The sequence below is a fragment of the Marichromatium bheemlicum genome (genome assembly GCF_012276755.1).
Taxonomy (GTDB): domain Bacteria; phylum Pseudomonadota; class Gammaproteobacteria; order Chromatiales; family Chromatiaceae; genus Marichromatium; species Marichromatium bheemlicum.
In genome coordinates, this window is the sequence record NZ_JAAXKX010000030.1 from 22,113 (window position 1) to 35,117 (window position 13,005).

12 protein-coding genes and 1 pseudogene are annotated in these 13,005 nt (G+C 67.0%); 7 read left to right on the top strand and 6 right to left on the bottom strand.

The genetic code is table 11. The features are described 5' to 3' along the window. Nucleotides 1-27 precede the first annotated feature (27 nt). Together HF203_RS15035 and HF203_RS15040 are read right to left on the bottom strand one after the other, a co-directional pair. Nucleotides 28-447, bottom strand: a complete 420-nt coding sequence (locus tag HF203_RS15035; protein ID WP_168670909.1) for an SCP2 sterol-binding domain-containing protein — start codon at nt 445-447, stop codon at nt 28-30. Nucleotides 448-537: 90 nt separating this feature from the next. Then, entirely contained in the window at nt 538-2,046 is a 1,509-nt protein-coding gene (locus HF203_RS15040; protein WP_168670910.1) for a Ppx/GppA phosphatase family protein, read from the bottom strand. 525 nt (nt 2,047-2,571) lie between these two features. Here HF203_RS15040 and HF203_RS15045 point away from each other — a divergent pair. Continuing rightward, complete coding sequence (locus HF203_RS15045; protein ID WP_168670911.1) at nt 2,572-4,188, top strand: methyl-accepting chemotaxis protein; 1,617 nt, start codon at nt 2,572-2,574, stop codon at nt 4,186-4,188. Between the two features lie 47 nt (nt 4,189-4,235). Here HF203_RS15045 and HF203_RS15050 read toward each other — a convergent pair whose 3' ends face one another. The 3 genes from HF203_RS15050 to HF203_RS15060 form a co-directional block, all read right to left on the bottom strand. Beyond that, the gene (locus HF203_RS15050) at nt 4,236-5,264 is read right to left on the bottom strand and encodes a GGDEF domain-containing protein (RefSeq protein WP_168670912.1); all 1,029 of its coding nucleotides are present in this window, start codon (nt 5,262-5,264) and stop codon (nt 4,236-4,238) included. Between the two features lie 8 nt (nt 5,265-5,272). After that, nucleotides 5,273-5,749: a L,D-transpeptidase family protein gene (locus HF203_RS15055; protein ID WP_246221805.1), complete on the bottom strand. Its 477-nt coding sequence runs from the start codon at nt 5,747-5,749 to the stop codon at nt 5,273-5,275. A gap of 220 nt (nt 5,750-5,969) precedes the next feature. Next, nucleotides 5,970-7,166, bottom strand: a complete 1,197-nt coding sequence (locus HF203_RS15060; protein WP_168670914.1) for a class I SAM-dependent rRNA methyltransferase — start codon at nt 7,164-7,166, stop codon at nt 5,970-5,972. A gap of 253 nt (nt 7,167-7,419) precedes the next feature. Here HF203_RS15060 and HF203_RS15065 point away from each other — a divergent pair, with 253 nt between their 5' ends. After that, on the top strand, nt 7,420-9,471 hold the full coding sequence (locus HF203_RS15065) for a thioredoxin domain-containing protein (protein WP_168670915.1): 2,052 nt from the start codon (nt 7,420-7,422) through the stop codon (nt 9,469-9,471). 87 nt (nt 9,472-9,558) lie between these two features. Beyond that, on the top strand, nt 9,559-10,449 hold the full coding sequence (locus HF203_RS15070) for an SAM-dependent methyltransferase (RefSeq protein WP_168670916.1): 891 nt from the start codon (nt 9,559-9,561) through the stop codon (nt 10,447-10,449). Here HF203_RS15070 and HF203_RS15075 read toward each other — a convergent pair. Further along, nucleotides 10,443-10,934: a methyltransferase family protein gene (locus HF203_RS15075; protein ID WP_168670917.1), complete on the bottom strand. Its 492-nt coding sequence runs from the start codon at nt 10,932-10,934 to the stop codon at nt 10,443-10,445. The genes HF203_RS15070 and HF203_RS15075 overlap by 7 nt on opposite strands. A 130-nt stretch (nt 10,935-11,064) precedes the next feature. Between HF203_RS15075 and ybgC the strand changes: the two genes are divergently transcribed. The 4 genes and pseudogenes from ybgC to HF203_RS15095 form a co-directional block, all read left to right on the top strand. Then, nucleotides 11,065-11,511, top strand: coding sequence for a tol-pal system-associated acyl-CoA thioesterase (gene ybgC, locus HF203_RS15080; protein ID WP_168670918.1), 447 nt, complete (start codon nt 11,065-11,067; stop codon nt 11,509-11,511). A 6-nt stretch (nt 11,512-11,517) separates the two neighbouring features. Next, complete coding sequence (tolQ, locus tag HF203_RS15085; RefSeq protein ID WP_168670919.1) at nt 11,518-12,192, top strand: protein TolQ; 675 nt, start codon at nt 11,518-11,520, stop codon at nt 12,190-12,192. Between the two features lie 21 nt (nt 12,193-12,213). Next, on the top strand, nt 12,214-12,657 hold the full coding sequence (gene tolR, locus HF203_RS15090) for a protein TolR (RefSeq protein ID WP_168670920.1): 444 nt from the start codon (nt 12,214-12,216) through the stop codon (nt 12,655-12,657). A gap of 2 nt (nt 12,658-12,659) precedes the next feature. Then, a pseudogene (locus tag HF203_RS15095) lies at nt 12,660-13,005 on the top strand (cell envelope integrity protein TolA); the annotation flags it as partial.

Consider the following 13,005-nt stretch of genomic DNA (forward strand, 5'->3'; position numbering starts at 1 on the left):
GGTGGGCGTGGTGCCCACCGGACTGAATTACTTCAGCTCGTCGGTATCGACCTGGTGCATCAGGCCGAAGCACTTGATGAAGGGGTTGGCCATGCGTGGATCCTTGAGCATGCCCTTGTAGTCGCCGACCAGGAACTTGAGCTTGCCGGTGGCGAAGGCGGTGCCCAGGCCCATCATGCCGACACCGTTCTCGATCCACTTCAGCCAGTCCTTGAGATCGGCACGCATGTCCCAGTTGGCGGCCGGTTCGCTCTCACTCCAGGCACCGGCGCGCACGCACTCGCCCTTCTCGATCACGAACAGGCCGCGGGGCGTGTCCTCGTTCTTGAAGCCGCAGTAGACCACCGAATCGAAGTCGATCTCGGCCAGCCGGTCGCGCACCTCGGGCTCGGCGTTCCATGCATCTTTGAACTGCTTCATCCAGTCATCGGAAAAGAGAGCGGCCATGGGTTCCATATCCTCCAATGGATTACTACAAAAGGTGCGGATCGATTCTATCAGGAAGCTCGGGCGTGGAGCGGGCGATCTCGGCCCGGCTCAGGTAAAGCGCAGCGAGAAACCGGCCGTCGTCAGTCGCTCGGCCTCTTGCTCCAGCTCCAGGCGGTTGAGCGGGTGGGCGTCGAGCCAACCGGCCGGGAAGTGCAGGGTGAGTGCGCGGTCGGCGGTCTCGATGTCGGGGCAGGGCTTGGGTTCGGTGGAGCGGGCGCGGCGCATCAGTACCGCCAGGCGCAGGATCAGGCAGAGACACTCGGTGCGTTCACGCAACGATTTGGGCAACGACTGGATCTCCTGGGTGGGGAACTTGCGTCGGTGACCGAGCACTAGGGCGGCGAGCACGGCCTGTTCGCGGTGGGTGAAGCCGGGCAGGTCGGCGTTGCGCAACAGGTAGGCGCCGTGCTTCTGGTACTGGCTGTGGGCGACCAGCAGTCCGATCTCGTGCAGCCGTGCCGCCCAGCCGAGCATCAACGCGTGCGCCGGGTCCTGCAGCGACCAGGGGGCGGCGAGTTGGCGCAGCAGGTCGAGCGCGCTGGCACGTACCCGTTGGGCATGGGCCTGGTCGATCTGGAACTGGCGCGAGAGGGTGGCGACGGTGCGCTCGCGCACGTCCTCGAGCTGGTTGCGACCGGCCATCTCATAGATCAGTCCCTCGCGCAGGGCGTAGTCGCAGACCTGCAGGTGCTCGATGCCAAGGGTCTCGAAGACCGCGCACAGTACCGCCACCCCGCCGGCGAACACCGGCCGTCGCTCGTCCGAGAGCCCCTTGAAGTCGAGCGCGCTGACGCGTCCGCGGGCGACGATGGTCTGACGTAATCGAGTCAGCGCCGAGGCCGAGATGCCATCGTCGCACCAGCCCTCGGCGCGTATCACGGCGGCGATCGCGCGGATGGTCCCGGAGGTGCCGACGGCGGTCTGCCAGCGGTGTTGGCGAAAGAGTTCGCGCACCGGGCGGACCTCGAGTGCCCCGGCCAACGTCGCCTTCTCCATCGCCCGGGGGCTGATCTTGCCGTCGGCGAAATAGCGCTGTGACATGCTCACGCAGCCCATGTGCAGGCTCTCGCGCAGCCTTGGGGCGAAGCCCATGCCGATGATGATCTCGGTGCTACCGCCGCCGATGTCGACGACCAAGCGGCGTTCGGTGCCGGCGGCGAGGCCATGGGCGACGCCAAGATAGATCAGTCGTGCCTCCTCGCGTCCGGCGATGACATCGACCGGGTGTCCGAGCGCGGTCTCGGCGCGCTCGACGAAGCCACTCTCGGGGGCGATCTGGCGTAGCGTGTTGGTGCCGACGGCACGGACCGCGCCCGGCGGCAGGCTGCGCAGCCGCTGGCCGAAGCGTTCCAGGCAGGCGATCGCGCGGTCTTCGACCTCGGGGTCGAGACGCTTGTCGGGGCGCAGTCCGGCGCCGAGTCGGACCATCTCCTTGAGCCGGTCGGTGATGCGCATGTGACCGTCATCGACCTGGGCGACGATCATGTGAAAGCTGTTGGAGCCGAGGTCGACGGCGGCGACCATCTGAGGGGTCGGTTGAGGGGCGTCTGCGGGCATCGGGGTGGCTTGATCGGAGGTGGACGAGGCGCGAAATGGTAACAGATGCGCTGGCCTGCTCGTCATCTCCAAGAGTTGTGCCTACACGTCTGGTGTCATGTGGGCGTCAAAGTGAGCTATCTCACAGTTTTGGAAGAAAAAAACAGGACGCCAGGGTTGCTTGATCGCTGTCAAGCATCGCTCTGTACAGCCTTGCGGGTTTTGTGGGTTGAGTGCAGAGTCGGTCGTTGCTGGAAGGCGCGTATCGCGCGAGGGTTTGAATGTGTTCGAGTATGGCCGGGGTCGCCGTTGACTGAGGTTGGGGCGCCGGCACGAGATCCAAACGGTTCGACTGGACGGGGTGCTCGGAATCCGAGACCGGCCGTGAGCGTGGACGAGAGGCTCGAGGAACGGGGTTGCCGATGGGGATGGCCTCGTGGCGTTCGACACGGGCACATGAGTGCCTTGTCGCGATCACACAAAAAATAGCGCGCACCAGAATGGCCGATTTCGACCGCCATTGACGAGGACTCACAGGTATCCGACATGCGACGTATCAATGACCTGCCGATCTGGGTGCGCCTGATGGCCGCCATGTGGCTGATCCTGGTGCCGGCCTGGACCGGGATGATCTTCTGGGCTGCCAACGAGCAGCGCCAGACCGCCATCGATCAGGCAGCGGCCTTCGCCGACACCCTCCACGAGATGACCATGGCGGGGCTCACCACCCTGATGATCACCGGCACCATCTCCCAGCGGGCAGAATTCCTCGACCAGATCGTCGAGCTGCGCAACCTCAACGACCTGCGGGTGCTGCGCGGTCCCGGCGTGGCCGATCAGTACGGTCCGGGGACCCCTGAGGAGCAGCCGCGCGATGAGGTCGAGCGGCGGGTGATCGAGACCGGCGAATCCTATATGCAGCTCTCCGAGGACCACAGCGTGCTGCGTTCGGTGGCACCGGTTTTCGTGCGCGAGGACTATCTCGGCAAGAACTGCACCATGTGTCACTCGTTGCCGCCGGTCGACTCGGTGCTCGGCGCGGTGAGCATGGAGATCAGTCTCGACGACGTCAACGCCAGTGTTGAGCGTTTCGGTATCAACATCTTCACCGTGGCCACCCTGCTCAGCCTCCCGGTGCTGTTGCTGCTCTATGTCTTCACCTCGCGTTTCGTCACTCGGCCGATGCGCCAGATGACCATGGGGCTACGCGGTATCGCCGACGGTGATGGCGACCTCACCCGGCGTCTACCGGTGAAGGGTAGTGACGAGATCGGCCAGGCCTCGAGCGCCTTCAACGCGATGATGGACAACTTCCGTGATCTCATCGCCCGGGTGCTCGACTCGACCACGCAACTGACCCAGGCCGCGCGCGATCTCGAATCGATCACCGAGATCACCGACTCGGGCTGCCGTCGGCAGCGTTCCGAGGTCGATCAGATGGCCACGGCCATGAACGAGATGAGTGCCACGGCGCAGGACATGGCGCAGAACGCCCAGCAAGGCGCCGAGGCTACGCGTGAGGCCAACGAGGCGGCGCAGGCGGGCATGAACGTGGTCTCCGGGACCATGCAGCGCATCGAACAGCTCGCCGAGGAGATCCAGGACGCCTCGACGGTGATCCGCGACCTCGGTGCCGACAGCGACGAGATCGGTAAGGTCCTCGATGTCATCCGCGGTATCGCCGAACAGACGAATCTGCTTGCGCTCAATGCCGCGATCGAGGCGGCCCGTGCCGGCGAGGCCGGGCGTGGCTTCGCGGTGGTCGCCGACGAGGTGCGCAACCTCGCCAATCGCACCCAGAACTCCACCCAGGAGATCCAGGCGATGATCGAGCGCCTGCAGCAGGCCAGCCGGCGTGCGGTGAGCGTGATGGACGAGAGTCGTGACCACGCCCAGCTCAGTCGCGAGAGCGCCGCCGAGGCCGAGACTGCTCTCAACGCCATTACCCAGGCCGTTGGCACCATCAACGATGTCAACACCCTAGTGGCGAGCGCGGCCGAGGAACAGAGCGCGGTGGCCGAGGAGATCAACCGCAACGTGACCTCCATCTCTGACGTCTCCGATCGCAACGCCGAGGGTGCCAAGCAGACCACCGACGCCTCGGACCGGCTGGCCAAGCTCGCCGCTGCGCTCGAGGACCTGGTCGGACGCTTCCGTATCTGACCCTGCCCAGCCTCCCTGTCCACGCCGACCGGCGTGGCCGGGGAGGCTCATCCCGCCGCCGGCGCCTCTCCCACCACGACCTGATCGCGTCCCGCCGACTTGGCACGATAGAGTGCCCGGTCGGCGCGTTCGATCAGCTCATCGGGGCGTTCGTGCGTGCGCGCCTCGACCACCCCTACCGAGGCGGTCACCGTTCCCACCCCGCAGGCCGGCGGCTTCTGTCGGAAGCGGATCGCAGAGACCTGTTTGCGGATGCGCTCGGCGAGCTGTATCGCCGTCTCCAGGTCGCCGCGGACGATGGCCGCGAACTCCTCCCCGCCATAGCGCGCGACGAAGATCTGCTCGTTGCGTGATTCGCCGAGCAGTTGACCGGTGATCTGCAATACCCGGTCGCCCATCAGGTGACCGAAGGTGTCGTTGCATTGTTTGAAGTGATCGAGGTCGAGTAGCAGGAGGCAGGTCGGTGTTTCCTCGTCCTGCAGGGCGCGTAGCAGGGCGTGGTCGAAGGCGCGACGGTTGGGGATATTGGTCAGGGCATCGACCAGCGCGCGTTGTTGGGTGCGGGCCAGTTCCTGTTTGAGCAGCTCGACCTCGTCGCGGGCCGATTGCAGCTCGCCCTGGAATTCCTGGTGCATGCCCTCGACGGCGCGGGTGTCGGTGAGCAGCTGCGAGAGCGTCTCTTGGATCAGGCTCGGGTCGGAGGCCTGATCGAGGATCTGGCGGGCCTCGCGCAGCGAATCGCCATACTGTTGTGATCCGGCGATATTCTTGGCGACGGCGCGGGCGAGCTGAGCGACCAGGCTGACGAGCAGGTTCTGCGCCTTGGGGCTGTTGGGCAGGTAGTTCTTGATGAAGTACTTGAAGAACAGCGACTCGCTCTTCTGTGCGCTGTAGCTCCCGCCGACTGGGAACTCGGCGAGCAGCTCGCGGCTGAGCTCGGGGTTGAGTCCCTGGACGTGGGCATACCACAGGGCATAGTTGTAAGGGGTCGGGGGGATCCCGCGCTGAACCATCAGGGGGATGGCCTTGCGCAGGTAGTCGGCCGAGGTCTCCAGGTCCTCGTTGAATTCCATCATCTCTCGACTCACGGCAGGATGCGGATCGGCGTGCCGTCACGCACCATGCGCCAGATCTCGTCCATCTCGTGGTCCTGGACCGCAATGCAGCCGTCGGTCCAGTCGCGTGTCGCGTATTCGCGTCGCACCCGTTCGGAGCGGATATGGTTGGGCTGGCCGTGGATCATGATCATCCCGCCGGGATCGTAGCCGAGTGCCCGTGCGGTGGCGCGGTCGCGCGCATTGGGGTAGGAGATATGGATGGACTTGTGGAAGTTGCTGTGTGGGTTGCGCCAGTCGAGCACATAGTCGCCGATCGGGGTGCGCTCGTCGCCGGAGCGGAACTTGTGCCCCACCGGGGCGCCGCCGAGGGCGACACGATAGCTGCGTAGCAGGGTCTGGCCGTGCCACAGCTCGAGGGTGCGGCTGGACTTGTGCACCACCACGCGGTCGGCCAGCTCTGGTTGAGGGGCGCTGGCGCAGCCGGCGAGGAGGACCAGGATCAACAGCGTCAGCCACGCTCGGTGTGTATGGGGCGCGTGTGGGCGCGGCCCGGTACAGGCTGGCGGGGGACACGAGGCATCGCGCGGCATCGCTGGGTCCTGGTGGTGGCGTGTCGATATGAACTTATAGGGTGTGTGCGTTTGGATTCTAAGCAAGGCGGTGTCTTATTCACAGCGCTTTTCGACGCCACGCACAGCCTTGCGCGGCGCCGCCGAGGGCCGCTCAGAAGTGGGGCAGGGCACGCATGAACAAGGTCTTGAGATAGGCGGTCTCGGGGATCGCCGGATGGACCGGGTGGTCCGGGCCTTGCTGACCGAGCTCGAGCAGCTGCAGGCTGCGCGCGCTCTTGCGCGCGGCCTGTTGTACGGTACGCTGGAAGCCGTCGCGACCCATGTGGAAGGAACACGAGGCGGTGACCAGGAGCCCACCCGGTTCGAGCAGCTCCAGGCCCAGGCGATTGAGGCGCTGATAGGCCTGGGTGCCGTCCTTCTCGTCCTTGCGGCGCTTGATGAAGGCCGGTGGGTCGAGGATCACGGTATCGAAGCGCGCACCCTGATCGCGTAGCTCGCGCAGCACCTCGAAGGCATCGCCCTGCAGCGGTCGGATACGATCGGCCAGGCCGTTGCGCGCGGCATTGGCCGCGACCCGTTCGAGGGCGCTGGCCGAGGCGTCGACGGTGGTGACCTGGCGGGCGCCGAGGTGTGCCGCGCGCAGGCTCCAGGCGCCGACATAGCTGCAGACGTCGAGCACGCGTTCGCCGACCCCGTAGCGGGCGAGCCGCTGGCGGTTCTCGGCCTGATCGAAGAACCAGCCGGTCTTCTGCCCGGACAGCGGTGCGACCTCGAACGCCAGTCCGCCCTCGTCGAGCACCAGGGTATCGGCCGGCTCGCCGAGGGCGATCTCGACGCGTTGTTCGAGCCCTTCGAGCGCGCGTACCGCGGTGTCGTTGCGCAATACGATCGCACGCGGGCGCAGCACCTGCTCGAGCGCGGCGAGCAGCTCGGCGCGCACCCGCTCCATCCCGGCGGTGGTGATCTGCACACTGAGCAGGTCGCCGTAGCGGTCGACGATCAATCCCGGCAGTCCGTCGCTCTCGCCGAAGACCAGGCGGTAGTAAGGCCGCTCGTAGAGTCGCTCACGTAATGCCAGGGCGTCGCGGATGCGCTGGAGCCACAGCGCCGGGGTGAGGTGCTGCTCCGGGCTGCGGCTGACCAGACGAGCGCAGATCAGCGAGTGGGGATTGGCATAACCGTGGCCGAGCCAACGCTCGCGGTTACTGAGGATGTCGACGGCCTGGCCGGGCTCGAGTTGCTTGAGCGGGGTCGCCTTGGTGTCGATTTCGTTGCTGTAGATCCAACAGTGGCCGGCGAGCAGTCGGCGTTCCTGGTCCTTGCGCAGCAGGATGGGTTGGGGATTCATCGTTGCAGGTCTACCCGTTCTCTGGTGGTCGTCGGCATGTCTGGATGATGGCATCCGCGCCGTCGCCCGGTGGTGTGTCCGTGCCCGATCGGGCACTGGCGCGGCCCGTGCGCGCGCATCGACCCTCAAGCCTACCAGAAGCGTCGCTGACGCGAGCTGCCATGGAAAGGTCGAGGTCGCGGTCCCACTGTTGAGAGACAGCCCCCGGATCCGTTCGCTCAACGATCGCGACAGACCATGTAGAGGTAAGCCCATGCCGAGCGTCACGCCCCCCGCCGCTGGCGGTCGTAACCGTCTCGATGGGGCCATCAGTCCCTATCTCCAGCAACACGCCGACAACCCCGTCGACTGGTGGCCCTGGTGCGACGAGGCGTTGGCGTGTGCGCGAGAGCAGGATCGGCCGATCCTGCTCTCGATCGGCTACTCGGCCTGTCACTGGTGCCACGTGATGGCACACGAGTCCTTCGCCGACCCCGAGGTCGCAGCGCTGATGAATCGCGCCTTCGTCAACATCAAGGTCGATCGCGAGCAGCGCCCCGACCTCGACGGGCTCTATCAGCGCGCCCATCAGCTGCTCAACGGCCGTGGTGGCGGTTGGCCACTGACCGTCTTCCTCGCGCCTGAGGATCTACGCCCCTTCTTCGCCGGGACCTATTTCCCGCCGACGCCACGCCACGGCCTGCCGGCCTTCACCCAGCTGCTCGCCGGGGTCGAACGCGCCTACCGCGAACAACGCGACAAGATCCACCAGCAGGGCGAGAGCCTGGTCGAGGCGCTCGTCGCCCTCGAGCCCGAACGCGGCGTGCAGCTGCCCGAGCGTGCCCTGATCGGTGCGGCCCTCAACCAGCTCGCGGTGAGCTTCGACCCCGAGCACGGCGGTTTCGGGGGGGCACCCAAATTCCCGCATACCCCGGAGCTGGCGCTGCTGTTGCGCTGCGCGGCGCGCGGCGATCGCCCCGGCGAGGACGCGCCCGGGCCGTTGGAGATGGCCCGCGTCAGTCTCGAGCGGATGATCCGCGGCGGTCTCAACGATCAGCTCGGCGGCGGCTTCTGTCGCTACGCGGTCGATGGTCAGTGGATGATCCCGCACTTCGAGAAGATGCTCTACGACAATGCCGCGCTGCTCGCGCTCTGCTGCGATCTCTACGCCTGTACCGGCGAGCAGGTGTTTCGCAACGCCGCCGAGTCCACCGCCGACTGGGTACTGCGCGAGATGCAATCGCCCGAGGGGGGGTATTACTCGAGCCTGGATGCCGACAGCGAGGGCGAGGAAGGGCGCTTCTATCTGTGGGAGCGCGAGCAGGTCCGGGCGCTGCTGCCCGAGGCGGAGTATCGCCCCTTCGCCGCCGTCTACGGACTCGACCGGCCGCCGAACTTCGAGGGCCGCTGGCACCTGCACGGCCATCTCACCCCAGCGGCGGTGGCCGCCGCCCAGGGGCTGACCCTGGAGCAGGTGCGCTCGCTGCTCGGCGCAGCGCGTGCCACCCTGTTCGCCGCCCGTGAGCAGCGGGTGCACCCGGGCTGTGACGACAAGGTGCTCGGTGCCTGGAACGCGCTGATGATTGGTGCCATGGCCCGTGCCGCGCGGGTGCTCGAACGCGACGATTACCTGGAGTCGGCCGAGCAGGCGCTCGGCTGTGTGCGTGCGCGGTTGTGGCGTGAGGGACGGTTGCTGGCGAGCTATCGCGATGGTCGTGCCGACGTCGACGCCTACCTCGACGATCATGCCCTGCTGCTCGCCGCGTTGCTCGATCTGCTGCAGACGCGCTGGTCGAGCGCCGACCTGGCGTTCGCCATCGAGCTGGCCGAGACCCTGCTCGCGCGCTTCCACGACCCCGAGGGTGGAGGCTTCTGGTTCACCGCGCATGATCACGAGTCCCTGATCCATCGCACCAAGCCGCTCGCCGACGAGACCCTGCCTGCGGGCAACGGGGTCGCGGCGCTGGCGCTGCAGCGTCTCGGTCACCTGATCGGCGAGCCGCGCTATCTCGCCGCCGCCGAGGGCACGCTGTACCTGGCCGCGCCCGCGATGCGTCGGCTGCCCCACGCCCACGCCACCCTGCTCTGCGCCCTTGATGAATGGCTCGATCCGCCCGAGCAGTTGGTGATCCGCGCCAGTGACGCGCTGCTGGCGGGCTGGCGGCGCGAGGCGCAGCGCGGCTATCGCGCCGATCGGTTGGTGTTTGCCATCCCCGATGAGGCCGAGTCGCTGCCACCGCTGCTCGCGGCCATGGCACCCGGGCCGCGTCCGCGGGTCTATCGCTGTGTCGGCACTCACTGCGAGGCGCCGCGCGAGCAGCTCTGAGCCGCGCGCCGCCCGCCCCCGATGCGCCGCCACTGGCGGCGCGGCATCGAAATGAATGGATCGCCGCTGCGATCGAGGAGTCTTTGGATGACCCGTAACCCACCGCGCCGCGCGCTTGCGCTGCTCGATTGGATCTACAACCCGCTGCGCCGGCTGCCGGTGAGCGCCGTCTACGACCTACTCGGCACCGACTCGCCGGCCGCCGGCGGGCACTATCTCAACCTCGGCTACTGGGCCGAGGCCGACGAGCTCGACGCCGCCTGTCGCGCCCTGGTCGATCTGGTCGGCGTGCGCGCCGGGATGGCGCCGGGCAAGCGGGTGCTCGATCTCGGCTTCGGTTTCGGCGAACAGGATCTGCAGTGGATGCGGACCTTTGGCCCCGAGGCCATCGTCGGGCTCAACGTCACCGGCTCGCAGGTGGCGCTGGCGCGCGAGCGGGTGGCCGCCGCCGGCGAGACGGCGCGTATCGATCTGCGCCAGGGCTCGGCCACCGAGCCGGGGTTCGAGCCGGGGTCATTCGATATCGTCGTCGCGCTCGAGTGCGCCTTCCACTTCCGCACCCGTGAGCGCTTCTTCGCCGAGGCGCTGCGGCTGCTGCGCCCGGGCGGTCGGCTGGTGCTCGCCGACATCCTGCCGCTGGCACCGGCCGAGCGTTGGTCGCGGCGGCTGGCGCAGCGGTGGTCGTGGCGCGAGGTCGCCACCAAGTTCGCGATCCCGACGGCGAACGCCTATCCGCGCGCTGAATACGCCGAGCGGTTGCGCGCCTGCGGCTTCACCGGGGTCGAGGTCGAGTCGATCCGCGAGCAGGTTTATGCCCCGCTGCACGCCTATCTGCGCGCCAACCCCGAGCGGCTCTCGACCCTGCCGCCGGCGTTGCGCACGGCGGTGCGCTTCGGGCTGTGGCTCGAGCCCGAGACCGTGTTCGCCGGGCTCGACTACGTGCTCGCCAGTGCCGAGCGTCCGGCGACGGATCAATAGATCCAGGGGATGAACTTGCTCACCCGGCGGGCATAATCGGCGTACTCGGGGTGGCGCTCGCGCAGCCAGCCTTCCTCCTTGCCGGCCTTGTAGTCGAAGAACAGGAAGCCGATGACCAGGATCGCCAGATGCGTCAGGCTGAGGCTGAACAGCACCCAGGCGAGCGCGGCGAACAGCTGGCTGCTGTAGAGCGGGTGGCGCACCAGGGCATAGACCCCGTGTTGGACCAGTTGGTTGTGCTCGACCGGGTAGGGCAGTGGGGTGAGGTAGTCGCGGATGTGCATCGAGCCGACGGCGCCGAGCACCAGGGCGAAGGTGCCGAGCGCGATCAGTACCGCCCAGCGCAGCGGCGCCATCGCCTCCAGGATGCCGGGGGTGAGCCAGGGGTTCCAGCTCGGGGTGAGGATGAAACCGAAGAAGAGCACGAACTGCAGCACCACGAGGTGCTCGCCGCGTCGGCCCTGGAGGCGCGAGAGGATGGACATGATGACTCCTTGCGGATGGATGGTGGACGATTGCGCCGGTCGCCGGCGACGGCTGCGGGATGCCGGATGCGACGGTTTTCGATACACTGCCGGTCCTTGAGAATCAAGCCATCCGGTGATTTCGAGTCCCGTGTCCACATCCAGCCAACCCGCCCAGCCCGGCTTCATCTGGCCGATCCGTGTCTATTACGAGGATACCGACGCCGCCGGCGTGGTCTTCTATGCGAATTATCTCCGCTTCTTCGAGCGTGCGCGCACCGAATGGTTGCGTGCGCTCGGCTACGAGCAAGATGAACTGCGCGCACGCGAGGGGGTGTTGTTCGTGGTACGGCGTGTCGATATCGAGTATCTCGCCCCAGCGCGTTTCAACGACCGGCTCAATGTCCATACCCGGCTCACCCGGATCGGCGGTGCGAGTATGACGTTCGCCCAGGACCTGCTGCGCGAGGCCGATGGCGAACTCTGCTGTCGCAGTACGGTCAAGGTCGGCTGTATCGATGCCGCGCCCGAGGCGATGCAGCCGACACGCATCCCGGCGGGGCTGCTCGCCGACATTCGCCGATCGGTGGCGGAGTGAGACATCATGACCTCTGATCTGTCACTGTTGACCCTGGTGATGCAGGCGAGCCTGGTGGTGCAGCTGGTGCTGTTGATCCTAGTGCTCGCCTCGGTTGTCTCCTGGACCATGATCATCGACCGCGCGCGGGTGCTCGGCCGTGCGCGCAAGCTCGCCGACGCCTTCGAGGAGCGCTTCTGGAGCGGTGGCGACCTCAGCACCCTCTATAAGGAACTGGGCCAGGACGGGCGTGGGGCGCGTGGGTTGGCGGTGATCTTTCGGGCCGGATTCAAAGAGTACGTGCGCATGCGCAAGGCCGCCGGCACCGACCCGATGACCGTGCTGCAGGCCACCGAACGGGCGATGCGCGTGGCGCTCAGCCGTGAACTCGACCGGCTCGAGAGCAATCTCGCCTTCCTCGCTACGGTCGGCTCGATCAGCCCCTATGTCGGACTGTTCGGCACCGTCTGGGGCATCATGCAGGCCTTCCATGCCCTCGGTAACGTCGAGCAGGCGACCCTGGCGCTGGTCGCGCCGGGCATCTCCGAGGCGCTGATCGCCACCGCCATCGGGTTGTTCGCCGCCATCCCCGCGGTGGTCGCCTACAACCGTTATACCGATCAGGTCGAGCGCCTCAGCAACCGCTACGAGGAGTTCATGGAAGAGTTCTCGACCTTGCTGCAACGTCAGGGGCGGGGCTGAGCCCCCGGGAGCATTCGAACCTTGAGCAGACGTGCGCGCAGTCGCAGCCGCCGCCGCTTGGTGGCCGAGATCAACGTCGTTCCCTATATCGACGTGATGCTGGTGCTGCTGGTCATCTTCATGGTCACCGCCCCGATGATCACCATGGGGGTCAAGGTCAATCTGCCGCGCGCCCAGGCCGGGGCCGTTACCTCGGAGAGCGGCGACTCGGTGGTGATCAGTGTCGATCAGTTCGGCGACTATTATGTCGACCTCGGTGAAGAGCGCGAGCAGGCTGTGAGTGAGGAGGCGCTGTTCGAGCGCATCAGCAAGGTGCTCAACTACGCCCCGCAGACACCGGTGTTGGTCAAGGGTGACAGCGCCGTCGACTATGGCCGGGTGGTCAACGCGATGGTGATCGCACAGGCCGCTGGGGCCGCCGAGGTCGGACTCATCACCCTGCCGCCGGAGCATGACGGACCCTGACCATGTGGCAGATCCTGCGGCGTGACCCCGGGGCGCTCTACTGGTCGCTGGGGCTGCATCTGCTGTTCGTGCTGTTGTTGTTCGTCGGGGTGCGCTTCACCCAGGACACGAGCAACGGTGGTGATCGCCCGCGTGTGGTCCAGGCCAGCGTGCTCGGCGACCCGGCGCTGAGCGCCCGGGTCCAGGAGGTGCGCGAACGGCTCGACCCCGAGGCCCGTGCCGAGGCCGAGCGTCGCGCCGCCGAAGAGGCCGCGCGTCTTGAGGCGGAACGCCGCGCCGCCGAGGAGGCCGCCCGTCGCGAGGCCGAGCGCCAGGCCGCCGCGGCCCGTGCCGAGGCCGAACGTCGTG